25 protein-coding genes and 4 tRNA genes are annotated in these 25,491 nt (G+C 40.9%); 15 read left to right on the forward strand and 14 right to left on the reverse strand.

Annotation, left to right across the window (positions count from 1 at the left end; genetic code table 11):
• Positions 1-37: 37 nt before the first annotated feature.
• Positions 38-922, reverse strand: a complete 885-nt coding sequence (locus EXE29_RS11685) for a polysaccharide deacetylase family protein (RefSeq protein WP_120364737.1) — start codon at positions 920-922, stop codon at positions 38-40.
• A gap of 228 nt (positions 923-1,150) precedes the next feature.
• On the opposite strand from EXE29_RS11685, the gene EXE29_RS11690 reads away from it, so the two are divergent.
• The 3 genes from EXE29_RS11690 to EXE29_RS11700 all read left to right on the forward strand — a co-directional run bounded on the left by EXE29_RS11690 (position 1,151) and on the right by EXE29_RS11700 (position 4,121).
• Complete coding sequence (locus tag EXE29_RS11690; RefSeq protein ID WP_106986305.1) at positions 1,151-1,657, forward strand: chorismate--pyruvate lyase family protein; 507 nt, start codon at positions 1,151-1,153, stop codon at positions 1,655-1,657.
• Positions 1,658-1,665: 8 nt separating this feature from the next.
• A complete protein-coding gene (ubiA, locus tag EXE29_RS11695) occupies positions 1,666-2,547 on the forward strand; it encodes a 4-hydroxybenzoate octaprenyltransferase (RefSeq protein ID WP_117007295.1) in 882 nt (293 codons plus the stop codon).
• Positions 2,548-2,669: 122 nt separating this feature from the next.
• A complete protein-coding gene (locus EXE29_RS11700; RefSeq protein ID WP_120364720.1) occupies positions 2,670-4,121 on the forward strand; it encodes an alpha/beta hydrolase in 1,452 nt (483 codons plus the stop codon).
• A gap of 41 nt (positions 4,122-4,162) precedes the next feature.
• On the opposite strand, the gene EXE29_RS11705 is transcribed toward EXE29_RS11700, so the two are convergent.
• The gene (locus EXE29_RS11705; RefSeq protein WP_120364721.1) at positions 4,163-5,050 is read right to left on the reverse strand and encodes a LysR family transcriptional regulator; all 888 of its coding nucleotides are present in this window, start codon (positions 5,048-5,050) and stop codon (positions 4,163-4,165) included.
• Positions 5,051-5,256: 206 nt separating this feature from the next.
• Here EXE29_RS11705 and EXE29_RS11710 point away from each other — a divergent pair, with 206 nt between their 5' ends.
• Together EXE29_RS11710 and EXE29_RS11715 are read left to right on the forward strand one after the other, a co-directional pair.
• A complete protein-coding gene (locus EXE29_RS11710) occupies positions 5,257-6,999 on the forward strand; it encodes an FAD-dependent monooxygenase (RefSeq protein ID WP_120364722.1) in 1,743 nt (580 codons plus the stop codon).
• Positions 7,000-7,138: 139 nt separating this feature from the next.
• Complete coding sequence (locus tag EXE29_RS11715) at positions 7,139-7,375, forward strand: hypothetical protein (RefSeq protein WP_120364723.1); 237 nt, start codon at positions 7,139-7,141, stop codon at positions 7,373-7,375.
• Positions 7,376-7,512: 137 nt separating this feature from the next.
• On the opposite strand, the gene EXE29_RS11720 is transcribed toward EXE29_RS11715, so the two are convergent.
• From EXE29_RS11720 to EXE29_RS11745, 6 genes are all read right to left on the reverse strand, one after another.
• Complete coding sequence (locus EXE29_RS11720) at positions 7,513-7,959, reverse strand: DUF2726 domain-containing protein (RefSeq protein WP_120364738.1); 447 nt, start codon at positions 7,957-7,959, stop codon at positions 7,513-7,515.
• 58 nt (positions 7,960-8,017) lie between these two features.
• Positions 8,018-8,093 (reverse strand) — tRNA-Asn (locus EXE29_RS11725).
• Between the two features lie 114 nt (positions 8,094-8,207).
• Positions 8,208-8,513, reverse strand: coding sequence for a hypothetical protein (locus tag EXE29_RS11730; protein WP_120364724.1), 306 nt, complete (start codon positions 8,511-8,513; stop codon positions 8,208-8,210).
• A 223-nt stretch (positions 8,514-8,736) separates the two neighbouring features.
• Positions 8,737-8,812 (reverse strand) — tRNA-Asn (locus EXE29_RS11735).
• A gap of 349 nt (positions 8,813-9,161) precedes the next feature.
• Positions 9,162-9,237, reverse strand: a tRNA-Asn gene (locus EXE29_RS11740).
• A gap of 5 nt (positions 9,238-9,242) precedes the next feature.
• Positions 9,243-9,318: transfer RNA gene (locus EXE29_RS11745), tRNA-Asn, on the reverse strand.
• A gap of 427 nt (positions 9,319-9,745) precedes the next feature.
• On the opposite strand from EXE29_RS11745, the gene EXE29_RS11750 reads away from it, so the two are divergent.
• Positions 9,746-9,958 (forward strand): hypothetical protein, encoded by a 213-nt coding sequence (locus EXE29_RS11750; RefSeq protein WP_120364725.1) that lies wholly within the window; start codon positions 9,746-9,748, stop codon positions 9,956-9,958.
• Positions 9,959-10,013: 55 nt separating this feature from the next.
• Here EXE29_RS11750 and EXE29_RS11755 read toward each other — a convergent pair whose 3' ends face one another.
• The 3 genes from EXE29_RS11755 to EXE29_RS11765 all read right to left on the reverse strand — a co-directional run bounded on the left by EXE29_RS11755 (position 10,014) and on the right by EXE29_RS11765 (position 12,732).
• A complete protein-coding gene (locus tag EXE29_RS11755) occupies positions 10,014-10,901 on the reverse strand; it encodes a DUF2971 domain-containing protein (protein WP_130125658.1) in 888 nt (295 codons plus the stop codon).
• Between the two features lie 286 nt (positions 10,902-11,187).
• The gene (gene sodB / locus EXE29_RS11760) at positions 11,188-11,814 is read right to left on the reverse strand and encodes a superoxide dismutase SodB (RefSeq protein WP_117007287.1); all 627 of its coding nucleotides are present in this window, start codon (positions 11,812-11,814) and stop codon (positions 11,188-11,190) included.
• Positions 11,815-11,973: 159 nt separating this feature from the next.
• Positions 11,974-12,732 (reverse strand): Nif3-like dinuclear metal center hexameric protein, encoded by a 759-nt coding sequence (locus EXE29_RS11765; protein WP_117007286.1) that lies wholly within the window; start codon positions 12,730-12,732, stop codon positions 11,974-11,976.
• 174 nt (positions 12,733-12,906) lie between these two features.
• On the opposite strand from EXE29_RS11765, the gene EXE29_RS11770 reads away from it, so the two are divergent.
• The 9 genes from EXE29_RS11770 to EXE29_RS11810 all read left to right on the forward strand — a co-directional run bounded on the left by EXE29_RS11770 (position 12,907) and on the right by EXE29_RS11810 (position 20,978).
• Complete coding sequence (locus tag EXE29_RS11770) at positions 12,907-14,091, forward strand: trypsin-like peptidase domain-containing protein (RefSeq protein ID WP_117007285.1); 1,185 nt, start codon at positions 12,907-12,909, stop codon at positions 14,089-14,091.
• A 181-nt stretch (positions 14,092-14,272) separates the two neighbouring features.
• Positions 14,273-14,530, forward strand: coding sequence for a hypothetical protein (locus EXE29_RS11775; protein ID WP_117007284.1), 258 nt, complete (start codon positions 14,273-14,275; stop codon positions 14,528-14,530).
• Between the two features lie 89 nt (positions 14,531-14,619).
• Positions 14,620-15,426 (forward strand): pyrimidine utilization protein D, encoded by an 807-nt coding sequence (gene rutD, locus EXE29_RS11780; RefSeq protein ID WP_120364727.1) that lies wholly within the window; start codon positions 14,620-14,622, stop codon positions 15,424-15,426.
• 338 nt (positions 15,427-15,764) lie between these two features.
• Positions 15,765-16,880: a pyrimidine utilization protein A gene (gene rutA, locus EXE29_RS11785; protein WP_120364728.1), complete on the forward strand. Its 1,116-nt coding sequence runs from the start codon at positions 15,765-15,767 to the stop codon at positions 16,878-16,880.
• Positions 16,877-17,632, forward strand: a complete 756-nt coding sequence (gene rutB, locus EXE29_RS11790; protein ID WP_120364729.1) for a pyrimidine utilization protein B — start codon at positions 16,877-16,879, stop codon at positions 17,630-17,632. Before rutA ends, rutB begins: the two co-directional genes overlap by 4 nt.
• A 30-nt stretch (positions 17,633-17,662) precedes the next feature.
• A complete protein-coding gene (gene rutC / locus EXE29_RS11795) occupies positions 17,663-18,043 on the forward strand; it encodes a pyrimidine utilization protein C (RefSeq protein WP_106984657.1) in 381 nt (126 codons plus the stop codon).
• Positions 18,044-18,202: 159 nt separating this feature from the next.
• Complete coding sequence (gene rutF / locus EXE29_RS11800; protein WP_227865946.1) at positions 18,203-18,703, forward strand: NADH-dependent FMN reductase RutF; 501 nt, start codon at positions 18,203-18,205, stop codon at positions 18,701-18,703.
• A gap of 31 nt (positions 18,704-18,734) precedes the next feature.
• The gene (gene rutG / locus EXE29_RS11805; protein ID WP_117007279.1) at positions 18,735-20,096 is read left to right on the forward strand and encodes a pyrimidine utilization transport protein G; all 1,362 of its coding nucleotides are present in this window, start codon (positions 18,735-18,737) and stop codon (positions 20,094-20,096) included.
• Between the two features lie 3 nt (positions 20,097-20,099).
• Positions 20,100-20,978, forward strand: coding sequence for an NAD(P)-dependent oxidoreductase (locus EXE29_RS11810; RefSeq protein WP_117007278.1), 879 nt, complete (start codon positions 20,100-20,102; stop codon positions 20,976-20,978).
• Between the two features lie 67 nt (positions 20,979-21,045).
• Here the strand turns inward: EXE29_RS11810 and EXE29_RS11815 are convergent, their stop codons facing one another.
• The 3 genes from EXE29_RS11815 to lipA all read right to left on the reverse strand — a co-directional run bounded on the left by EXE29_RS11815 (position 21,046) and on the right by lipA (position 25,415).
• A complete protein-coding gene (locus tag EXE29_RS11815) occupies positions 21,046-21,432 on the reverse strand; it encodes a carboxymuconolactone decarboxylase family protein (RefSeq protein WP_120364731.1) in 387 nt (128 codons plus the stop codon).
• A 143-nt stretch (positions 21,433-21,575) separates the two neighbouring features.
• Positions 21,576-24,083, reverse strand: a complete 2,508-nt coding sequence (locus EXE29_RS11820) for an acyl-CoA dehydrogenase (protein WP_120364732.1) — start codon at positions 24,081-24,083, stop codon at positions 21,576-21,578.
• Between the two features lie 318 nt (positions 24,084-24,401).
• Positions 24,402-25,415: a lipoyl synthase gene (gene lipA / locus EXE29_RS11825; protein WP_106984662.1), complete on the reverse strand. Its 1,014-nt coding sequence runs from the start codon at positions 25,413-25,415 to the stop codon at positions 24,402-24,404.
• Positions 25,416-25,491: the final 76 nt, after the last annotated feature.

Here is a 25,491-nt window from a genome sequence, read left to right on the forward strand (position 1 = left end):
GGTCATTTTTATTGAGCATTAAGTAATTTGCAAACCTTCAGTGCAAACCATGTTGTTTTAAGTTATCAATTTCATAAGGCGCATCTTCGGCAGGATAGCGCAGTTGAGTAATGCCTTGAGTTTTAGCAATGGGCCAAATCACACTTTCACCCGCAGGAATGTTTTGACTGTGTAGCGCATATAGTGGGTCTTTTAGGGCGCGCTCTGCTGAGATAAAAGTCCAACCATGAAGTTGAAATGCTGTAATAACATCCTTTAAAAACGCGGCATTAATTGCATTTACATGTAAAAGCAAAACATGCTGTGGGGAACGTTTTAAGCTGAGCTGTGCGAGTTGGTCATAATATTCGGCGCGATTAAGTAGGTGAGCAATATACGCTTGTTTTAACTGCTGTAATTTGTCTAACTCTTGCTGTTTAGCATAGTTGATATATTTTTGGTTATAAAAACAGTCACTGGCATCTATACTCACACCGCCAATGCGATATTGATGCTGCTCTAACCATTGATAGACAGCATCACGTTTTTCAGCGCTATTACCTTCTTTTAAAAATGGATAACGGTAAATTCGCGTGTAATTGGGTAATGTTTTTAATACTGTATCTGCATGCTCAATGCTTTTTATATAATCTTTTACGGATATATTTTCTTTATTCAAGTTTTGATGCAAGGCGCTATGGTTGCCAATCAGATGGCCTGAAATACCCCAATCGCGAATTAATTGTTTGCCTTGATAATCACCAATTTTAATTAGGCTAGGGAAGACAATACTTTTGATGTGTTGGTCTTTTAATTGCCGTAATATGCTTGCATTGATTGTACTGGCTTGAGCATTGAATGCTGGGTTAAGGCCATCATCAAAACTAAGTGCTAATGATTTGGCATGTAAGTGAGCGTTAAAACATAGCAAGCAAATCAGCATGGTATATAGGGCAGTGTGATGTTTTTTCATTTAGGCGTAGAGTTTATTTTTTCTGGCTTATGATACCCATCAGTTACACTAAAGTGTGTTAAAAATGTCATGTAATAAAAACAGAGAAAAAGAGGAGTTTGGCAAAATCTGAACAGCTGTGATGAAAACAATTATCGAGCCATGAAAAATACAGTTCAGTCCGCTACACTAGAGGCAATGATTGAAGGGATATGGAATATGCGGCAGCAGCAAAGCCAATTGCGGGATTGTAAAATCCCCACTGAATTAAGAACGTGGCTGTATGCATCTGGTTCCTTAACGCAACAATTAACAGATTTGGCGCAAGGTATCTTTAAAGTAAAACCAAATGCAGAACATTTTCAGCGTTTGAGCTTGAAAGATGCACAGTGGCTTAAAATGCCAGCTCACCATACAGCGTGGGTACGTGAAAGTTATTTATATGGCTGTGAAGCACAGCCTTGGGTGAAAGCTAAAAGTATTTTTCCGATACTGAGTTTGCAAGGCCGTGCACGGATATTTCAGCATATTGGCAATAAACCAATCGGCTACTTTTTATTTCAACGTACTACACCCGTATGTGAGCGTCGTGTGTTATGGCTAGAAGATGGCTGGACCCGCCAGAGCTGTTATACTTGGCATGGCTGTAAATTTATTGTACAGGAAACTTTTTTACCTGCATTTGAACAGTATCTTCAGCAACATTCTCTAAGAACATCAAGTTAAGGACAGTCATGACAGCAACGCATCCCATTACTTGGCGTCAGCGTTTAGAAGCTTATTATTATTTGTGTCGCTTTGATAAACCGATCGGCACAGAATTGGTATTTTGGCCGACCATGTGGGCACTTTGGATTGCAAATCAAGGTACGCCTCAGCTCGCGATTCTTATACCAATGATTTTGGGCACAATATTTATGCGTGCTGCGGGCTGTGCAATTAATGATTTTGCCGACCGTAAAGTTGATGGTGCTGTTGAAAGAACCAAAAGCCGTCCGCTGGCAACAGGTGTGATCAGTGCGAAAGAAGCGATTTATGTGTTTCTTTTTTTGGTGCTTGCAAGCGCATGTACCTTATTTTTCTTGCCGATTGAAACTTTTTATTGGTCCTTTGGTGCATTGGCATTGGCGTTCATTTATCCATTTATGAAGCGCTATACGCATCTACCACAAGTATTTTTGGGTGCTGCCTTTTCATGGTCGATTCCAATGGCATATACCGCGGTTGGGCAAACGCCTGATTTAACTTGCTGGTTGCTATATTTTGGCAATTTGGCATGGACGGTTGCTTATGACACACAATATGCCATTACTGACCGTGAATATGACTTAAAAATTGGTGTGAAATCGACAGCAATATTATTTGGTAAATACGATATTGAAATTATCTCTTTATTGCAGGTATTAAGTATATTACTCATTGGTTCTGCACTCTATTTAGAAAATTTATTGATGCCATTTGGTTTAATTGCATTATTAGCGGTGATGATTGACTTTATTTATCAGTGGAGCAAAACGCGTCATCGAGATCCTCAATGGTGTTTTTGGGCATTTCGTCACAATCGTTGGGTGGGTTTGTTAATTTTTTGCGGTATTTTCATGGCTTTGACCTTTTAAGATTGTTGGTCTTAAAAGCATAAGTTGTCATAAAGCATCCTATTCGGGTGCTTTTTTTTATGTATTAATAAAATGGCGTGTAGATTCATGTTTAAAAAATAATGATTAAAAAAGGATATTTTATGAAACATTCAAAAATAGTATTGGCTTTAACTGCAACGGTTTCACTGCTGTCCTTAACCGCATGTAATGATAATAATGACACGTCTGACTCCAATTTAACTCAACCGCCAACTTATGTATCTGAGGCAAATTATGATTCAGGTACAGTAGACAATAGCTCATCGATTAAAGTCATGACTTATAATATGACTAACTTGCAAGGGAAATCGGTAGAAGCAACCGCTTTGGTGTTGTTTCCAAAAGCGACACAACCTAAAGATGGTTATCGTGTCGTAGTTTGGGAGCATGGAACGGTTGGTGCTGGTGATGAGTGTGCACCGAGTAAAAACCCAATTCATCCACGTTTTAAAATTCTTGCCGACACATTATTGGCAGCTGGCTATGTCATTGTTGCACCTGATTATGAGGGCTTAGGTACAACAGGGGTTCATCCATATCTTAATTTATCCAGTGCTGCAAATTCTGCGCTGGCGGCAGTGAAAGCAGCCAAAGCGCATTATGGAACACAGTTGAACGGACAGTGGATGTCGATTGGTCAATCACAAGGTGGGCATGCATCTTTAGGTACAGCAGAATTTGCCAATACAGATAGCAGTTATAAGGGCGCAGTTGCAGCAGCGCCTGCATCTAGTTTAGGGGAAATTATTAAGGTTTATCTTGATCCTGCTTTAAATACATCTGGCGTATTTAAAACATATAATATGTTGGATGATCAATTAATGCAGATCCGTTTTGCGTTATCAAAACAACAGATTAGTGTGGCGCAAAGCGAAGTGATGATTGCACAAATTGCAGATGGCTATGCCGAGCTTTTAGCTTATGCGGCATTAACGACAGCTGGGATTAAAGCTTATGACCCAAGCTATGATTTAAAAAATATCTTTACCGGAGAAGCAGCTTCAATTGCAGAAAATGCCTATGGTCGCACAGGGGATGACGGTGCATGTTTAAGTTATGCCGATCCGAATGGTGCCAAAGGACTACAAGATCAATTTAAAGTGAGTTTACTGGCGTTTTTAAAAGATCCAACACATACGATTGCTCAGTATGGTATTGATTTAAGCAAAATTGATTCGGATCCATTGGTACAGAAATTTTTAAAAGACAATCAGCCAGCGACAAATGCAACAGCAGCGAAGGTGATCAAAGCCTCTGTGTATATTATTCAGGGTGGTGCTGATCAGGCGGTGTTACCACAAATGACGCAGAAATTATTTGCGAATATGAAGGCAAAAGCTACTGAGTACTTCCCGCAAGCCAAATATGAAGATGGCTACAAAATGGAGATCGTGCCAAATGCGAGCCATACTCAGGCCATTATTTGTAGAAATGCTGAGGCGGTAGACTTTATTGAGGAAAATATGTCTGCGGGTACGGGTATTACATTAACTAGTGCGCAGAAAGATGCAAGAACGAGTCCGCATTGTACGGGTGTAGCGGCCTCTAATTAATTGGCGAAATAAAAAAGGAGCTTTGGCTCCTTTTTTTATATTTATAGCTTGTGCTGAGAAGCAGCTTTAAGCTCAGTGCAAATCAATTGTAAGGCTTGATGTTGAGATTTTTTCTTATAATTGGCATACAGCTTAAGTGGTTCGATTGAAAAATCAGTTTCTATTATCTGTATATCATCGTTTAAAAATTTCAGTAGATATTCGGGTGCAAAGCTATAACCCATGCTCATGTTAATTAAGTTGATATGCTGCAGTACATTGGTTACCCAATGCATTTGCTGATGCGGCAAATGTTCTAAGCTAAGAATTCGATTGATATTGTCATAAAATACAGGGGAAGCGCTTTGCTCACACATAATGATATTTTGCTTGCTTAAATAAGCTTTGCTGACGATATGACCACTGCTGTGTAGTTTTTTTGAAGCGACCACATAAATTTTTTCGGTCATTAACGCTAAATTTTCATAATCATCGTGCTGAATGGCATAGCGGGTAAAGCTGATATCGAGCTCTGACTTTTTTAATTTTCGAATTTGCTCTAAACAGGTCAGGCTTTGAATGTGAATGGCAATGTTGGGGATTTGGCGTTTTAGTTTATCCAAAATCAGCGGCATGATTTTAAGTTCAGCCACATTTAAAAAACCAATATGAATTTGGTTATTTTTCAGGTGTGCGACTTGTTGCGCGGCCACGGTCGCTAAATGAGCGCTTTCAATTGCATTTAATGCATGCACTAAAAAAGCTTGTCCTTCATCTGTCAATTTGATCTGTTTACTTGAGCGGTCAATCAGTTGAACACCAACTTCTGCTTCTAAATCTTTAATTTGCTGACTCAGTGAGGGTTGTGCAGTAAATAGCTGTTCGGCTGCTTTGGTAAAGCTCCCGTATTGGGCTACGGCAGCAAAGTATTTGAGATGGCGCAATTCCATAGCACGAGCCTCTGCGGGAGAAAAATTAAAAAGCAGATCAGGGTGAAAATATACAGCATGGAAATTATGGCGCAATGTAGATGAAAAGCCTATGCAACTATCGTTTAAATGTCTGGGTGTTTGGTGTGCTTAAAATCTTTTTTACACTTTAGTGATCAAGGCAGGTGCTGGCACCTGATTATAGATGTGAAGTGGCGGAGTTAAAGATGTCAAAGCAATACGATACGGATGTTTTAGTGGTAGGCACAGGGCCTGCGGGTTCTACTTTGGGTTTGGCCTTAGCAAGCTATGGTTTAAAAGTGCAATTGTTTACGCAATTTAACTGGTTGGCAAACAGTCCACGCGCTCATATTACAAATCAACGTGCGATGGAAGTATTGCGTGATTTAGACATTGAAGAGCAAGTGAAAGAAATTGCGACGCCTTGGGAAGAAATGGGTGAAAGTTTAATTACTACCAGCTTAGTGGGTGAGGAAATTGCACGCATGAGTGCGTGGGGCACAGGAGATGAGCGCCATGGTGATTATGTTCAAGGTAGTCCATGTCCATTGGTGGATTTAATACAACCTAAAATGGAAGCACTCCTGGTGAAAAATGCAGGTGAGCGGGGTGCAATTTATCATTTCAATACAGAATATATGTCTCATATCCAAGATGAAGATGGTGTAACGGCAGTATTTTTTAATCATGCAACCCAACAAGAATTTAGTTTACGTGCAAAATACTTGGTAGGAATGGATGGTGCGCGTTCTAAAATTGTCGAGCAGCTGAATCTGCCTTTGGAAGGCGTGATGTCACGTGGTGGTACTGTATATGTGACGTTTAAAGCCGATCTATCGCAGTATGTACAGCACCGCCCAGCGATTTTACAGTGGATTGTGAACCCAGAAGCGGGTTTTGGCGATATTGGTATGGGGCTACTACGTGCCATCACGCCTTGGAATCAGTGGATTATGGGGTGGGGCTTTGATATTGATCAAGGTGAACCGCAAGTGACAGAGGCACAGGTGCGCGCTCGCTTAAATGCCTTTGTTGGTGCAGAAGTGGATGATGTTGAAATTGAAAAAGTGTCATATTGGTATGTGAATCAAACATGGGCAACCGAGTATTCTGTGGGTCGTGTGTTCTGTGGTGGCGACGCCGTACACCGTCATCCGCCTTCAAGTGGTTTGGGTTCAAATACCTGTATGCAAGATGCATTTAACTTGGCTTGGGAGCTGGCTTATACAGTGAAAGGCTGGGCAAAACAAAGCTTGCTAGAGACTTATACGGCAGAACGTGCACCTGTAGGCAAGCAGATTGTTGCACGTGCCAATCAATCTCGCTTTGATTATAAACACTTAAAAGATGTGTTTGGTTTTGATCAGGGCATAACGACACAAGCGCAGATGCTGGAGCGTATTTTTGCGGAAACAGAAGAGGCTGCTCACATCCGTGAACAGTTATTTAAGGCGCTAGAAATTAAACATTATGAATTTAATGCACAAGGCACAGAGCTGAACCAACGCTATGTGTCGGATGCTGTTGTGCCAGAAGGCGCTGAAGAAATCTTTAAGCGAGACCCGCAATTATATTTACAGGCAACAACGCGTCCCGGTGCAAAAGTACCGCATACATGGTTAATTAATGCAAAAGGTCAAAAACGTTCAACACTGGATATTACTGGGCACGGACGTTTTACCTTATTGACGGGTTTGTCTGGTACAGGCTGGAAGAAGGCTGCAGAGGCGCTTGAGCTCCCTTATTTAGATGTGGTTCAGATCGGCTCACGTGAATATCGTGATGTGTATGGCACATGGAATACGAAGTCTGAAGTACATGAAGCAGGTGCAGTGTTGGTGCGTCCAGATGGCTACGTGGCATGGCGTATGGCTGATAAACCTGCAACGGACTTTGACTATGTGGCGACATTAGAACAAGTATTAAATCAAGTGCAATTAAGCACCTAATATGGTGGCTATGCGAACACGATTTGCAATGCAAACGTGTCTCGCATAGGTGCTAGAGATGCGTATATTGGTTGTGGCTTTTCTAATTTTTGCTATATTGGACGGCCACCGAATAGCGCAACAATCTGTAGGGGTTTAGATGTCTACATCCGAAACAAAACCAAATCAAAAGAAAATGATTATTTTGATGTCATTGGGTTTGCTTATCCCTGTCTTTTTGCTGAGTATGGCGTATTTAGCAGTAACCAGTGATGAGAAGAATCAGGCTGAATATGCTCGAATTAAAGCGGAAAATTTAGCACGTATACAAGCACGTGAGGCTGCAAAAGCAATGCAAGCCAGCTCTGAAGCAGATACGACAACCACTGCAAAGTAGATGTAGAGATCTGCTAAAAAGTATATTCAAAAGCCAATCAGATGATTGGCTTTTTTGACGTCAATTTTTAATTCATTTCACATCTGAGTAAATGTGTATGAGGTTTATTACACATCATTCTTGTGATATTGATTTTGCTAGCGAAGAATATCGTTTTTGAGGGTGATTGCACTAGGAATATTGGTATAGCGGAGTACCCGATATCCAGCTTCTTCTAACATTGCATCACGTTCAGCATCGGCCTTTTCTTTGCTTAAATGTGAAGGATCATCCAATTCTATAATCACGACTACATTAAAATCATGATCTAAAATCACAAAATCAGTGACTTTGCGGTTAAAGAGATTGCGGATTTTATATTGGTGGTTGGTGATGAGTGCACTAAAAGCAACTTGAGCCAGCACATGATGCTGTGGGAGGGCTTGTAACAGGCGCGCATACATTTTACTTTCAAAATGTGTAATGACACGACGTGGATAGAACTTTTGCTTACGATAAAAGAATTTTGGAAATAGCATACATAGCAAAGTGAAACTTGCTAAACAGCCGATAATAAAAAATATAAGTTGATTTAAGTCGAGCACGCTAAAACTTACACATAAGAAAAAGCCCAAGGCTTAAATGCTTGGGCTTTTAGAATCTTGGCTCTCCCACCTGGGCTCGAACCAGGGACCTGCGGATTAACAGTCCGTCGCTCTACCGACTGAGCTATGGGAGAATCTGAAACGAATTCTATGTGGCAAACGTGCTTTGGTCAAGTCATTGATTAGGAAAAACAGTCAAAACTGAATTAAGTGTCTTAAAAGTAGTCAAAATGCTCAATTTAATATTTTTAAGAAAGATTTTTAATGGCATTCACATAAACATCAGCACTTTGTGAAGGTGTAGCTTTACGACAGTTTGCGATCAGTGCCATTAATTCTTGTTGCTTCATTTGAGGGTGAATTTGGCTTTGAATGGTTCTAAGTGTTGTTTTTTGCGTGATTGGTAGCTCTTTTGTGCATTGATATAAGCGCTCATACATTTGGTTAGAGGCTTGTCTGTTATTTTCAGAGCGTTGCGTGCATTGAAAAATCCCTAACACAGCAATAATTAAGATGGTCCAAAAAATCATAGATTTCAGCCATGGAAGTTCCATTTTTTATTCTCCTTATAAAGTCTGTATGGCTTTAAGGTATAGCGAATAGCGCGTAGATGAAAGCAGAAAATACAGCGTTTGGGTTGTATGGATGGCTTTGGAGGGAGTGGTGATCTATAAAATAATAGGCTGAATTTTATATGAAACGGAAGTATTTGAAGTAGGGGTAAAGTGCTAGGCAATAAAAAAGCCCAAGGCTTAAATGCTTGGGCTTTTTTGAATTTGGCTCTCCCACCTGGGCTCGAACCAGGGACCTGCGGATTAACAGTCCGTCGCTCTACCGACTGAGCTATGGGAGAATCTGAGACGCATTCTATGTGGCAAAGCTGAATGGGTCAAGGGTGTAAATAAAAAAAAGCAATATTTTAAGATTAAATGATTTAAAAACAGGCAAGAAGATAAAATCTGAACATTAATATTGATGTTTTTATATTGGATTAAGCTTTAATTATGAAATTTATTTTTTTAGTTAGTTAATTACCAATAGTAAGTTATGTGTGTTGTATGGAAATCTAAGTCATAATTTTTGCATAAGCAGATTGAACTAATCCATGAGCGCCATAATTGAGTGTAAATATTATTGTTATAAGGGCAATAAATTTTAGGTATAAAAAAGCCCACTTCGTAATGAGTGGGCTTTTTAGAATCTGGCTCTTCCACCTGGGCTCGAACCAGGGACCTGCGGATTAACAGTCCGTCGCTCTACCGACTGAGCTATGGAAGAATAGATGGCTCTCCAACCTGGGCTCGAACCAGGGACCTGCGGATTAACAGTCCGTCGCTCTACCGACTGAGCTATTGGAGAATCTGATGCGCATTTTAGGGATGAAAGCTAAAGTGGTCAAGTAAAAATGGAAGATTAAGCGCTTAAATGTTTTTTTATTATCCAAAGATGGGTTTGTTGCTTATTTATTGATTCTTTTGGGCTTTTGGCAGGGTTAAAAGTTGTCAGAATACTTTAGCTTTTATAGTTAGATGAGTGATGGATGGAGTTGAGCGTTAGGTTACGTTAGATCGCTATTATATTCCAAACATGTGGAAAGCACTGCGTGCCGAAATTCTATGCGCAAGATTTTAACTTAAATAAAGTAATTTTTTGATCTTATATAGGATGAATCATAAACAGGGTAGTAGTGGAAAATTATTTTAAGAAAATTTAACCAGACAACTTTTTATTGGTATTACTTATGAATTATTATTTTTATATGTAAATTACTGATATTTGGTTTTGTATGAAGTTAGGTGATAAAGTAGTCTTAAAGACACCTTTTTCATCTCCAATAATGATTGTTCGTTCAATTAATGGAGATGATGTGTGTTGTGAATTTGAAATTAATGGTTGGACACAAGAAGTAAATTTAAAAGCAAATCTTTTAAAAACTAGTCCGCCAGAAGTACCTATGGGTATGATTGATATTGATATTTTTGGTTGGAAGAGAGAATAAAAGTACATCTCACCACTTAGTCGAAGTTATCTTTAGTGGTGAGACCACTTGTGCTTTAACGATAGCTTGCTTCTGATTTTTTAACCTTAACATTTTTAAAGTCTAGTGAGTTTATTGCAAGGGAGACATCAATTTCTCTAGAATTGTTTTTAGGGCCTAAAATAACTTCTTTGATTGGATTTATATCATGATAGAAGTCTATATCTATGAAAGGCGTAGGGGTTGATCCATTCATACGAAAATTGATTTTATATTCTTTGCATTTCTCGCCATTCTCAATCCCGCCACCAAATGTATATCGAGGATTTTTTGAATCTGATCTATCTATTTGAATTACATGAACCATCCGTATTTCTTGTTCTTCTTTGAATGCGGAGTTTTTAAAGCCAGATAACCTAACTGAAAAATCCACACAGAGATCAATAAAACTGTCATGACCTTTACTTTCATTCGGATTATCAATTCTTCTCTTGTACATATACCAAATAAAATTTTCAACGATCTGTTTTTGTTCTTCTTTGTTGTAACAAACCTCAATGAATCTAGTCGGAAGTTTGCTCAAATATTTGGCAGAAAATCCTATACTATAGCCTGAGGCATCTAGAGCATAAGCTCTCCATTGACTTAAAACATCCCCATCCTTAGAAAAGCAGCAGGCTAGACTTAAAGTAAAATAACTTTCTTGGAAAATAATTTTTGTAATTTCTTTTAGAAACGCAAGATCAATACTTTTTTCATGCTCTAATTGATTTATAACTTCAACCCAAATGTTGTATCCCCATTGTTTTTCCATGTGATCATTCATTTGATATAAGCTTGAAAATCTTAATTTTTTACCACTACATATTGCCAAAAATGTCTCAGGTGAGCAGTAATGGTAAAAAATAGTATCTTCAGTGTATATATCATTAATTCGCATAATTTCTTTGTATTGATCGTCCACTAAGCATTACTCTTTTTTGAAATTATCTATGATTTATATAATACAGCGTATATAAAATATTTTATATTTAAATCATGGATTTATGGTTTTTTGTAAGTCAAGTTATAGTGATTGGAGCTTTTTGAGGATTTATCATATTCGACAAATTATATGCATATTATGTTTGATGTTTTTTTAAACTAAAAACAGTATCGTCAATTGCTTTTTCTAAATTTAAAATTGAATACCCATAAAAAAATCACCCATTCAGGGTGATTTTTTTATGCTGAAATAAAATCAAAAGATCTTATTTTTCAACACCAGCAGCTTGGCCAGCGTATTTAGCATTTGCATAGTCCCAGTTCACTAGGCTTTCTAGGAAAGTAGAGATGTACTTAGGACGAGCGTTACGGAAATCGATGTAGTAAGCGTGTTCCCAAACGTCAATCGTCAACACAGCAACTTTACCGTGAGCAAGTGGCGTGTCAGCATTTGAAGTTTTAAGGATAGAAAGGTTGCCGTTTACTTCATCAGCAACTAACCAAGCCCAGCCTGAACCGAATTGAGTTGTAGCTGCAGCTGCAAACTCTTCAGCGAATTTTTCGTAAGAACCGAAAGCTTCGTCAATTTTAGCAGCCAAAGCGCCAGTAGCTTTACCGCCGCCGTTTTTAGCCATACAGTTCCAGTAGAAAGTGTGGTTCCAAACTTGCGCAGCATTGTTGAATACGCCAGCTTTAGAAGCATCGCCAGCTACAGCTGTGATGATTTCTTCTAAAGATTTGCCTTCAAGGTCTGTACCAGCAATTAGGTTGTTCAAGTTAACAACATAAGTGTTGTGATGCTTGTCGTGGTGGAATTCTAAAGTTTCTTTGCTGATGTGCGGAGCAAGATCTTCGTAACCGTATGGTAACGCTGGTAAAGTAATCGTTGTCATGTTTTCAATTCCTTGCATTTTGCTGGGTTTTGACATTAAGTGCACTTATTGTAATAGATAATCGAGTCAAATTGCGCATTGCTTATAAATAAGAATACAGAATAAAGCTCGAAATTAAACGTATAAGGCCAAATGTCAAAAACAGGCTTATTTGAAAAATTAAATCGGATTGTTTAATTCGAAATAACTATACTCAATATTGAAATGTTCTGAAATAGCTTTTCCAAGGCGCTGCACACCATAACGCTCGGTCGCATGGTGGCCACAAGCATAGTAGTGAACGCCTAATTCTTTCGCTTCATAGAAGGTGCGTTCACTGACTTCACCTGAAATATACGCATCACAGCCTTGCTCAAAGGCTTTAGAAATATAATCTTGCGCGCCACCTGTACAGAAGCCGACTTTTTGAATGCTGGTTTTATCCGCAGGCAAGTGGATTGCGTCAAAACCTAAACGTTCCGAAAGCAGCTGCTTAAATGCTTCAGGCGACATTGCTTCTGCAAGATAGCCAATATTGCCAATCGGGTTGCGCTCAGTTGGATCAAGCGCTTCAATATTTTGCAGTTCTAAAATATCTGCAATGGCCGCATTATTACCAAGTGTCGGGTGACTATCTAAAGGTAAGTGATAACCCACCAATGAGATGTCATTTTGAATTAAGCTCTTAATGCGTTTTCCACGCATGCCTGTAATTGGGTAGGCTTCACCCTTCCAGAAATAACCATGATGAACTAAAAGCATATCTGCGCCCGCAGCAATAGCAGCTTCAATGGCATCTTGAGATGCAGTCACTGCACACAGAATTTTATGTACTTCAGCTTTACCTTCAATTTGTAGGCCGTTGGGTGCGTAATCTTTAAATTCACGCGATTTTAAAGTTTGATCACACCATTGAATAATTTCGTTTAATTGCGCCATAAACATCTCTTTAAAATTCGCAGTATTTCAGCGGTCTCGATATGCGTTTAATTGTAACTAAAGCATGACAAAACTCTGTGTTTATTTTAATAAGAACAGCATTTTTTGCATTACAATATGAGCTAAATGACTGAGTCATCAAATAAATTAAAAATATTTTTAGAGGATATAAGCGTGCGCCGGACCTTTACGTGGTTACCTTGGGTGTTACTCATAATTGTGATTATAGGTTTTTTCGGCTGGCATCAATTACAAAAACCTAAAGCGCCTGTGGCGGCTGATGGGGTAAAAATGCCTGCAGAAAAGCTAGAACCACTTATTGATACAACTCGTACAGGTGGTGTGGTGTCTTATAGTGCAGCTGTTAAAGTAGCCGCGCCAGCAGTGGTGAATATTTTTACCACTCAAAAAGTGAAACAATTAGATCATCCTTTGCTGAATGATCCTGCTTTTCGAGAATTTTTTGGTAATCAATTGCCTGATGGCCAAAGCCAAGACCCAAATGAAAATAGCTTAGGTTCTGGTGTGATTGTACGCCCAGATGGTTATATTTTGACGAATAACCATGTCATTGCTCAGGCGGATCAAATCGTGGTGGCTTTACGTGACGGCCGACGCGCCTCCGCTAAAGTCATTGGTACAGATCCAGACACAGATTTGGCTGTGATTAAAATTGAATTAAATAATTTGCCTGTATTGCCATTTAAATTAAGTGGTAATGAAGTGGGTGATGTTGTACTTGCTATTGGTAATCCATTCGGTGTGGGCCAAACCGTAACACAGGGGATTATTTCTGCCACTGGTCGTTCTGATCTAGGGATTAATACCTATGAAGATTTCATTCAAACCGATGCAGCGATTAATCCCGGCAACTCAGGCGGTGCTTTAATTGATGTGGCAGGTAATTTGATTGGTGTAAATACGGCGATCTTCTCGCAATCGGGCGGATCACTTGGAATTGGTTTTGCGATTCCAGCAAAAATTTGCCAACAAATTATGAATGCGATTTTAAAAGATGGTCGCGTGGTACGTGGTTATATGGGCATTAGCTTACAAGCGGTTTCTCAGGATAATGTTTTTGAGACCAAGGCACCTGGTGTGGTTGTAGCGAATGTACAGAAAAATGGTCCAGCGGATAAGGCCGGTTTTCAAAAAGGCGATAAAATATTGAAAGTGAATGATGAGCAAATCAGTTCGGCATCTTACTTAATTAATTATGTCGCGATGCAAGCACCGAACAGCACAATACAAGTGTCAATTGAGCGCGATGGCAAGCCAATGACTTTAAATGTTGTGGTGACAGAGCGCCAAGTACAAAACCAGAATTCTGATGCGCAGTATATTCCATTACCGCGTTAGTTAAAGTGATTCATACTAAAAGCACCTGAAAAGGTGCTTTTTTTGCTTAATGGTTAAAAATAGCCCTATAAACTCAGTAATAAAAATAAAAGCTTATGTAAATTTTGGTTGCAAAATAAGCGATGAAAATAAAATCGAGCTACGCTATGTTTAACTCATAATAACAACCGAAGAGAATAAAATGAGCTTTATTAGCGCAAAAGAAGCGAAAGAGTTTTCTACACATGCCAATTTAAATATTGAGCAGTACAAAATACGATTAGCACAGCAAATAGAAAGTAATGCGAAGCAGGGCAATACGGCGGTTTTCACTGTTTTGCCGAAGCACTTACCTTTAGATCAAATTCGTGCGCTGTCTGCAGAATTAACTCAAATGGGGTATCAAGTACGCTTTGAGGTAAATGAGTTTTTTTATAGCTTGAATGTGTACTGGATTTAAAACGATCGCTAAGTTGTAAATTTAAATAGCATTGAATAGGCACATATTTTGCTGAATGGTAAAATCTATATTAAAGCACAGGCCGTTCAATGCATTATCAGATTCATCCTTGTATACATAATCCAAATGCAGATTATGTGGTTTTTTCTTCAGGCTTAGGTGGTCATGGCGCTTTTTGGCAGCCACAGCTGCACGCATTTCAACAGCACTTTCATGTGGTTTTATATGACCAAGAAGGCTGTCATGCAGGTGCAGCGCATTTGCCACAACCATACAGCATGCAGCATCTGGCGCAGCAGCTGCTGAATATTCTATTCGACGCAAAAATTCAGACCTTTCATGTGGTCGGACATGCGCTAGGCGGGCATATCGGCATAGAGCTGGCGCGGTTAATTGCACAGCAAAATCTGCCCTTAATAATGAAAAGCTTAACGCCGATTAATGCATGGAATGAATTAGACCCGCATACGCAAAAATGCTTCCAAGCTCGAATCAGTCTATTGTTAAATAGCGGTGCAGAAGCCTATGTACGGGCTCAGGCGCTGTTTCTGTACCCACCGCAGTGGATTTCGGAGCATATCGAACAACTGTCACAGGCCGAAAATGCACAGCTGGCTAATTTCCCGCTCAAGGAGAACGTTCTCGCACGTTTAAACGCGCTACAGCAGTTTAAAGTCACACAGGCGCATGTTGATGCCTTGGAACAGACCCGCATGCATTATGTGGCCAATCAAGATGATTTTTTAGTACCTGTACAAAAATCAACGGATTTAAAACAGCACATTGGGCATGGTGAACTGAGTATTTTTGCAGAAGGGGCGCATGCATCTACACATACTCAGACAGAAATTATTAATCAGGCTGTGCTGGATTTTTTACTGCAGCCTAGCAATTAAAAAACTGAGTTAACACCAAAAAAACTCGAATAATTATTCGGGTTTTTTAATGGTTAGTAAAAATATATATTGAGTGAAAAATATCCAATAATATTTTTAAGCTGGTAATTTCTTAGTTCGAAACACGCACCGTTTTAAAACAGCACTACCTAAAATAGATCACATGGTTTATTTTATTTTTTACTAAAAAGTAAAATAAAAAAATAATAAGTACTTGATATTAAATATAATAATAAATTTGGCACAGCATTTGCTAAATATCCATTAAGAATCTATTTAAGTTTTAGGCTGACGAAAAACAGCTATTTTTTATCAAAATGTAAAAAGAGGCGGTGTCTATGAAAATCGGTGTCTTCTGTCCAATTGGCAATAATGGCTGGTTACTTTCTGAAAATGCGCCACAGTACAAACCTAGTTTTGAGATGAATAAACAAATCGTGCAGCGTGCAGAACATTATGGTTTTGACTTCGCATTATCCATGATTAAGCTGCGCGGTTTTGGCGGTAAAACAGAATTTTGGGATCATAACTTAGAAACATTTACTTTAATGGCGGGTTTGGCTGCAGTAACCAGCAAAATTAAAATTTATGCGACTGCTGCCACATTGGTTATGCCGCCTGCAATTGTGGCACGTATGGCATCGACCATTGATTCTATTTCCAATGGTCGTTTTGGCTTAAACGTAGTGACAGGCTGGCAAGCGCCTGAATATACGCAAATGGGCATGTGGCCGGGCGATGAATACTTTGGCAAACGTTATGAATATTTGTCTGAATATGTACAAGTCCTGCGTGAACTTTGGGCGACAGGCAAATCGGACTTTAAGGGCGAGCATTTTCAAATGGAAGATTGCCGTGTAAGCCCAACACCGCAAGCAGACATGAAAATTATCTGTGCGGGTCAGTCTGATGCGGGCTTAGCATTTTCAGCACAATACGCAGATTACAATTTTGTATTCGGCAAGGGTTTAAATACACCTACAGCATACGCAGACATTAATGACCGTTTAAAAACCCATACAGATGCAACAGGCCGTGATGTACAGACCTATGTGCTGTTTATGGTGATTGCAGCTGAAACAGATGAAGAAGCTTTTGCAAAATGGCAAAGCTATAACGACGGCGCAGATATGGAAGCTATCAACTGGCTGATGAACCAAGGCGGTAAAGATACGACCTCTGGTGCAGATACCAATATTCGTCAAATGGCATCAAGTGTTTCACCAGTGAATATCAATATGGGCACGCTCGTGGGTTCATTTGAAAATATCGCAAAAATGCTGGATGAAATTGGTGAAATTAAGGGTACAGAAGGCATTTTGCTGACGTTCGATGATTTTATTCAAGGTGTTGAGGATTTTGGTCAACGCGTACAGCCCTTAATGAAATGCCGCCAAGGCATTGTGGTTGATGCAGATCCAGCACCACTTGCTGTTTTGGAGAAATCAGCATGATTGAGCTTAAATCTAAAGAGACAGTCTGCAGCAATTTCACTGCAAAAGCAGGCACAGGAAAATGCCTTATGGCTGAGCCAGAGTCAATCATGCTGGCGCCTGAGCAAACTGCGCTGATCGTCATTGATATGCAAAATGCCTATACATCACAGGGCGGCTATTTGGACTTAGCAGGTTTTGATGTATCGAAAACAAAACCTGTGGTTGAGAATATTCAAAAAGCAGTTGATGCAGCCCATAAAGCCGGCATTCAAGTGATTTATTTTAAAAATGGCTGGGATGAGCAATACCGTGAAGCAGGCGGTGCAGATTCACCGAATTTTCATAAATCCAATGCATTAAAAACCATGCGTAAAAAGCCTGAATTACAAGGCACTTTGTTAGCAAAAGGGCATTGGGATTTTGAACTGATTGATGAGCTTCAGCCATTGCCACAAGACCTTGTGATTGAAAAGCCACGCTACAGCGGATTTTTCAACACGGCATTGGACAGCATGCTGCGTTGCCGAGGGATTCGCAACCTTGTGTTTGTAGGCATTGCAACCAATGTTTGTGTCGAGTCGACATTGCGGGACGGCTTCTTCCTTGAGTATTTTGGCGTGGCTTTGGACGATGCTTGTTATCAAGCAGGGCCGAAAGAAGCCCATGAAGCTAGCTTATTTAATATCAAGACTTTCTTTGGCTGGGTATCGGACACAGCGAATTTTGTTGAAACCTTTCAGCCTAAAGCACAGTTAGATAAATCAGCTTAAATATTTAAAGATAAATTTGGAGAACGAAACATGCCTAAAGAAATTATTGTGCCAGCAGGAACAGCTAAACCGCTTGCGCCATTTGTACCAGCAACTAAAGCAGACAATATTGTTTATGTATCAGGCACCTTAGCTTTTGATGAACATAACAATGTGGTGCATGTCGGAGATTGTGCTGGCCAAGCGCGGCATATTTTAGAAACCATTAAAAAAGTGCTGGAAACCGCAGGCGGCACAATGGATGACGTGACCTTTAACCATATTTTCCTTAAAGATTGGGCGGATTATGCCGCTTTCAATACGGTCTATGCTGAATATTTCCCAGGGGATAAGCCGGCGCGCTACTGCGTACAGACTGGGTTGGTAAAGCCAGAAGCTTTGGTCGAAATAGCATCGATTGCGCATGTATAAAAATGAATTGAATGAAGGCTGAGGTGCCTAAGCCAGAACTGCTTAGCATCCGAGCCTGTGGAGAAGGCGATGAATAGCAAGATCAATGCAACAGAAATGATGAGCGCATTTTCAAAACAGCATGTACCTGCCTTAGCAGAAGATGTGGTCAATACAGCTATGGTGATTGAACAAGTGGATCAGGCAAGATTTAGACAGGGCATGTCGAATTTAGGTGCGGCAGTCAATGTGATTACCACTCAAGGCGACGCTGGCCAAGCAGGCTTTACAGCATCTGCGGTGTGCAGTGTGACGGATACGCCTCCGACATTGCTAGTGTGTTTAAACCGCTCGGCGTCCGTCTTTGAAACCTTTAAAGCCAATAAGGTGCTATGTGTAAATACACTGAATGCGCAGCAAAGTCATCTTTCAAATATTTTTGGCGGTAAAACCCCAATGCTGGAACGTTTCTCGCATGGTGTTTGGCGCACATTAACAACGCAAGCGCCTGTTTTAGAAGACGCTTTGGTGTCTTTTGATTGCGAGGTGGTACAGAGCATGTCTGTGGGGAGCCATGATGTACTGATTTGCGAAGTAAAAGCCATGCAGTGTCAAGAAGGCGCGAATGCCTTGATGTATTTCAACCGTAGCTATTGTGAACCTCAACCTATGAACTCATAAATATCCGTCCCATCTGAAGGAGGGGAGCCGAATGAATACAAAAGAACCGTGGTTTCCGAAATTTAAGCCTTACACAGGCAATCTAGATACAACGCCAGTACAAACTGACGAATACTTACCCCCTTCAAAGAGCATGGTCTTGGGCCTGCAGCATGCGTTCGCCATGTTTGGCGCGACTGTGCTGGCTCCCTTGCTGATGGGTTTTGATCCAAACCTCACGATTTTTATTACAGGCATCGGCACAATTTTATTTTTCCTTATGACTGGCGGACGCATGCCAAGCTATTTGGGATCAAGCTTTGCTTTTATTGGTGCCGTGGCTGCAGCAACTGGTTATAGCGGGGTAGGTTCTAATCCGAATATTGCGCTGGCCTTGGGGGGCACGATAGCCTGCGGTTTAATTTATGCAGCTATTGGCCTTGTGGTGATGAAAACAGGGACAGCATGGATTGAAAAACTCATGCCGCCGATTGTTACGGGCGCGATTGTGATGATCATTGGTTTGAATTTGGCACCCGTAACGATTAAAAGCGTGTCTGCAAATAATTTTGATATGTGGATGGCGGTGGTCACCATTTTATGTATCAGCGCGGTCGCGGTATTTACCCGCGGTATGGTGCGCCGTTTATTGCTCTTGTTAGGCCTTGTAGCTGCTTATACGGTGTATTTCTTGCTGACCAATGTGATGGGTTTTGGCAAGCCTATTGATTTTGCAGCGATTTCAAATGCGGCGTGGTTCGGTTTACCAACATTCCATGCGCCAGTATTTGAAGCCAATGCCATGCTGCTGATTGCACCTGTTGCTTTGATTTTAGTGGCAGAAAATTTAGGCCATTTCAAAGCAGTTTCTGCCATGACTGGCAAGAACCTTGACCCATACATGGGTCGTGCATTTTTAGCGGATGGTGTATGTACCACTATGTCGGCTTCTGTCGGCGGTACAGGCATGACGACCTATGCTGAAAACATTGGTGTAATGGCCGTTACTAAAGTGTATTCAACTACAGTGTTTGTCGTCGCTGGTGTATTTGCTGTATTGCTTGGATTGTCACCAAAGTTTGGCGCCGTGATCAGCACAATTCCTGTGGCATTGCTGGGCGGGGCATCCATTGTGGTCTTCGGCTTAATCACCATTGCTGGTGCAAAAATTTGGATTGATCATAAAGTTGATTTTAGTAAAAACAGCACTTTGATTATCGCTGCAGTCAGTTTGATTATGGGAGCAGGTAACTTCAGCTTGCATATTGGCAGTTTTGATTTAGGCGGTATTGGTACAGCGACATTGGCTGCAATTTTCTTGAACTTTATGCTGAACCGCGGTGAAGAAAAAGATGTACCTGCTGTATCTGCAGAATCTAAAGATGATTCAGTGCCAGCAGCAGCGCATCACTAGGAGATGACTTTGAAACAAACTGTGGCATTTATTGGTTTAGGCGCAATGGGCTGGCACATGGCTTCCCATTTGCCTAAAACAGGTTTAGAGGTACTGGTCTGGAACCGCACAGAAGAAAAAGCGAAGCAACATGCAACCACTTTTTCAACTCAGGCAGTCAGTATTGAACAAGCAGTTCAGGCAGATTTTATTATTTCTTGCCTGCCGACCAGTGCAGATGTGGAACAGCTCATTGCATCGCATCCGCCAAAGTCGGGCAGTGTGTGGATTGACTGCACCAGCGGTGTGCCTAAGTCAGCACAAAAGTTAAGTGATGTTTTGGCTCAGTTAGGATCTGCTTATTTAGATGCACCAGTTTCGGGTCAGACCATTGGTGCAGAAAAGGGTACGCTGACTGTGATGGTGGGCGGTGATGCGGCGGCATTTGAAAAGGCGAAGCCTATTATTCAAGCATTTGCAGGTTTAATGGAGCATGTTGGGGGCAGTGGCGCAGGCTTTGCTGTGAAAGCGGTCAACAATACGCTGATGGCGACGCATCTATGGGCATTGGCAGAAGGCTTAACGGTATTGAAATCGAAAGGCGTCGATTTAGCTTCTGCACTGAGCTGCATTAACCATTCCAGCGGCAAAAGCAGCATGTCGGAAAATATTATGGCGCAGCGTGTGTTAAACCGTAGCTTCAATAAAACTTTCGCATTGGATTTACTGCAAAAAGATATTGGCATCGCTATTGATTTAATTCAGCAGGAACAGCTTCAGCTGCCAGCCATGCGTATGATGCAAGAGCAGTTTGCCTTAATTGAAAAATCACAAGCGCAGTCTTTAGATTTTTCAGCTGCTGTGCAGAGCTTAGAGAAAATCAATCAAATTGAATTATCTTAAAGAATTTGAAAATCAGAAATTAAAAAACCGCAGTCAGCTGCGGTTTTTTATAATTTTTAGCAGCGCTTTATTCCGCTTTTTGGTATTCGTTAATCACTTCTAAAGCCGCACGAAAAGCTTCTTGAGTTGCTGGTGCACCGCAGTATGGCAGGCTATGCAGTAGCACTTCCTGAATTTCTTCTACTGTTGCGCCGTTATTGAGTGCGCCACGGACATGGCCTTTTAGTTCAGTTGGGCTTTTTTGTGCAGTTAAAAATGCAATGGTAATTAGCGAGCGGTATTTACGCGGTAAAACGCCTTCACGTTGCCATGTTGAGCCCCAAGCATGTTCATTAATCCAGTCCTGCAAAGGTTGAGTAAACGGCACAGTATTGTCTTGTGCGCGTTTGACAAAGCTGTCACCCATGACTTCGTTACGTACTTTTAAACCATTTTCATAATCTTGCTGAGACATTTTTACCCTCTATATTTTATTTTACATCTATAGCCTATACCTATCTTTGGGCGAAACCATTGGCTGATGGTCTTAGACCTAAAAATTCAGCAGCGGATGGTTGCTGAATTTAAGAGCTTTAAACAACGTTTAAAAGATGAAATTTAGAACCTTAAAAACGCTTCAGGTTCATCTTCTGCCTGTTTTTTATTTACGTGATCAGCTTGAGCATGCGGGTTATCCAGTTCCAACTCATGCTTAAGCTCAGTATCAAAAATATCAGTCAGCATGCTGTCATAACGCTGAATGTTATAGGCTTTCAGCTGCTGCGCTTCTTCTGCGCTGATAAACCCAGTGGCTTGAGCATCTGCAAGGTGTTCTTCAAAACTTAGACCTTTAAATTTACCTTTAGATTCTGCTTTTTTAAATTTATCCCATAGCGGTTCAATGCGAAGCAATTGTAAAAATGCAGCCTCCATCCGTCCATTCACATCATGTGCTTCTACAGAATAGTGCACATGCTGTTTTAATTGCTGACGGAAAGCATTGTCTTGCATAAATGCTTCGGCCACCTTTCTTTTTAACTCGTCGCTTGGTTTGTTGAGTGGACGACCAAATGGGAAGCAGATGAATTTCACTAACATTGCTGCTGGGCGGATTGGGAAATTTTCAAACAGGCCATAAAAAGCTTCTTGGGCCTGATACAGCGCTTTATCTAATGCCAATTGTGCATGCAGCTGTTCATCTTCAGTTTTTGAACCATGTTCGTAAAATTTTAAAATTGAGGTGGCTATAAACATATAGGAATGCATATCTGCTAAACGTCCAGAGAGCATTTCTTTACGTTTAATATCGCCTGCCAGTAAGCCGAGGCACATGTCTGCGGTAAGTGCAAAGTCGGTACTTAAGCGATTAATGATTTTGTAATAAGGTGCTGTAAATTCATCAACATGTTCAGAGGCTTGGCTCGAGCCGCCAGTAAAGCCATAAGCAAAGGCGCGTGCGGTACGGTTAAAGGTATAAGCCAAATGCTTAAACAATAATGTGTCAAACTCAGCTAAAGCCGACGCACTGTCTTCTGCTTGCAGTAGTTGCAGTTCTTCATATAAATAGGGATGACAACGCATGGAACCTTGTCCAAAGATCATGAGTGAGCGACTCAGAATATTGGCGCCTTCTACAGTGATTGAGACAGGAATGGCTTGATAGTTTAGTGCTAGAAAGTTGCGTGGACCATGCTGTACGGCACGACCGCCAACAATATCCATGCCGTGATTGACTACACGGCGCATGGTTTCAGTAGCATAGTATTTGGCCATGGCAGTCATGACAGCAGGTTTGCCACCTTGGTTTAAGCCACACGTCACCATATAGCGGAAAGCTTCCAACATATAAGCATCGCTGGCAATATCACTGGATGCTTCTTGTACGCCTTCAAACTTGCCCACAGAGATTTTGAACTGCTGGCGAACTTTGGCAAATGCCCCAACATTTAAATAACTCATTTCACCAGCCGCCGTAGACAAAGCGGGTAGAGAAATACCACGACCTACTGCGAGGCATTCCATCAGCATACGCCAGCCTTTGCCTGCATTTTTGACCCCGCCGATAATCCAGTCTAGCGGGATAAACACGTCTTTTCCTTCAACCGTACCATTCATAAACGGTGAGCCTGGATTGTGGCGTGCACCAGTTTTTACACCATCATGGTTTGCAGGTAAAAGTGCACAGGTTATGCCGTAATCTATTTTTGCTGTATCTCCAAGCAGATGCTCTGGGTCGTATAGCTTAAATGCTAAGCCAATTACGGTGGCTACTGGGGCTAAGGTAATCCAACGTTTGGAGAAATTCATTTTTAAGCCCAGCACTTGCTGGCCTTCATATTCGCCATAACACACCACGCCAGTATCAGGTATTGCACCTGCATCTGAACCAGCTTCTGGGCTAGTTAGACCAAAACAAGGTATTTCTGTTCCTTTGGCTAAGCCGGGTAAATAGCGATCTTTTTGTTCATCTGTACCGTAGTGCAACAATAATTCACCTGGGCCAAGCGAGTTTGGCACCATACAACTGACGGCAGTGGTTAATGAGCGTGAAGCGATTTTGCTCATAATACGGCTTTGCGCAAAAGAGCTGAACTCACGGCCACCGTATTCTTTGGGAATAATCAGCCCTAAAAAGCCGTTATCTTTAATAAATTGCCATGCTTCAGGGGGCAAATCTTTATATTGATGGTGAATATCCCATTCATTGACCATATTACAAAGTTGCTCGACTTCATTGTCTAAAAAACTTTGTTCTTCTGCGCTGAGCTCTGGATAGGGATAAGCATCAAATTTTTTCCAATCTGGCGCTCCCATAAACAATTCTTTTTCCCACCAACTGGTACCCGCATCCAAAGCTTCACGTTCTGTGCTACTCATGCTAGGCATGGCATTGGCTAGGGTTTTATAAGCTGGTTGGCTAATAAAGCGCATACGTAATGGCTCAATAAGTACCAGCAAGCTAATGAGGATTAGCGCTAAACCCAACAAAAGTGACCAAGGGCTGACCCACGCTACAATTAAAGACAGTATGATTAGCGTGGCACTGCCAGCAATACGAGAGAGCTCAAAAAAGAAAATAGCCCATAAGGCTGCAATCAGTAAAATAATGCAAAGCAGAAATAGCATAGAACTGTGCTCCTTTGGCTTACGCCTGATAGTGCATCAGCACGGTCACATTTAAGGACTAAAAAACAATGTGCTGTTGTTTTAAATATATTATGTCGTGCAGTTATAAAGACTTAATGCTCAAAATCTGGCAGAGCAAAAATGTATGTTTTAAGGCTGAATAAAAAATGAGCGTTACACAATATTTTTATGTTTTAGAAATGTATTTTTAGGTAATTAGGCTGTGTTGGCCCTGCAGTAAGTAATTCATGCGCAATATAAAAGCCCTCTATATCAGAGGGCTTTTATATTTAGTGTGCTTTAAAGAAACTTAAAACATTAAGCTTCAATCGTTTGCACAGCAATTTTTTTAGCAGGATCAGTTTTACGACGTACAGCTGGTACAGGCTCGCCGTAATATTGACGGTCTGCAAAGTAGCTTGAACGAACCATTGGCGCTGCCCAAATATTTTTGAAGCCAAGTTTTTGGCCATGCGCTGTGTAGCGTTCAAATTCTTCAGGTGTTACAAAGCGGTCAATAGGGGCATGTTCTTTAGACGGCTGTAGATATTGACCAATTGTTACGTAGTCGACATCGTGTGCACGAAGATCATCTAAAAGTGCAATCACTTCTTCTTCAGTTTCGCCAATACCTACCATCAAACCGCATTTAGTCGGTACATCAGGGCAGTATTCTTTAAACATTTTAAGCAAGTCTAAAGAGTGCTGGTAGTCAGAACCTGGACGCATTGCTTTGTATAGACGAGGCACCGTTTCGATGTTGTGGTTAAACACATCTGGCGGGCACTCAGTCATAATACGAAGCGCAATATCCATACGGCCACGGAAATCTGGCACTAAAATTTCTAAAAGTGTTTTTGGGCTAAGTTCACGCGTTTCTTTAATACAATCTACAAAGTGCTGTGCACCACCATCGAGTAAATCATCACGGTCTACAGAGGTGATTACGGCATATTTCAAACCTAAGTTTGAAATTGTTTCAGCCATGTGGCGCGGTTCATCAGGATCAAGCGCATTTGGACGGCCATGGGCCACGTCACAGAATGGGCAACGACGCGTACAAATATCGCCCATGATCATAAATGTTGCAGTACCACCACCAAAACATTCAGGTAAATTCGGGCAAGCTGCTTCTTCACATACGGTATGTAATTTTTGGGCACGTAATGTGGTTTTAATGCGTTGCACTTCTTCTGGTGCAGACATTTTTACACGGATCCAGTCTGGCTTACGTGGCGTTTCAACCGTAGGAATAACTTTTACAGGTATACGAGCGACTTTTTCTGCGCCACGAAGTTTGACACCCTGTTCAGGTTTACGGTTTTCAGACATATTCAACTTTTCCACTGTTTCAGACGGGGAGAGATACGAAAATAAGTCCCAATATTATAGCCGAGTTAAGCTTAAA

Origin of the sequence: Acinetobacter sp. WCHAc060006 (assembly GCF_004209135.1) — a bacterium.
Lineage (GTDB): Bacteria > Pseudomonadota > Gammaproteobacteria > Pseudomonadales > Moraxellaceae > Acinetobacter > Acinetobacter cumulans.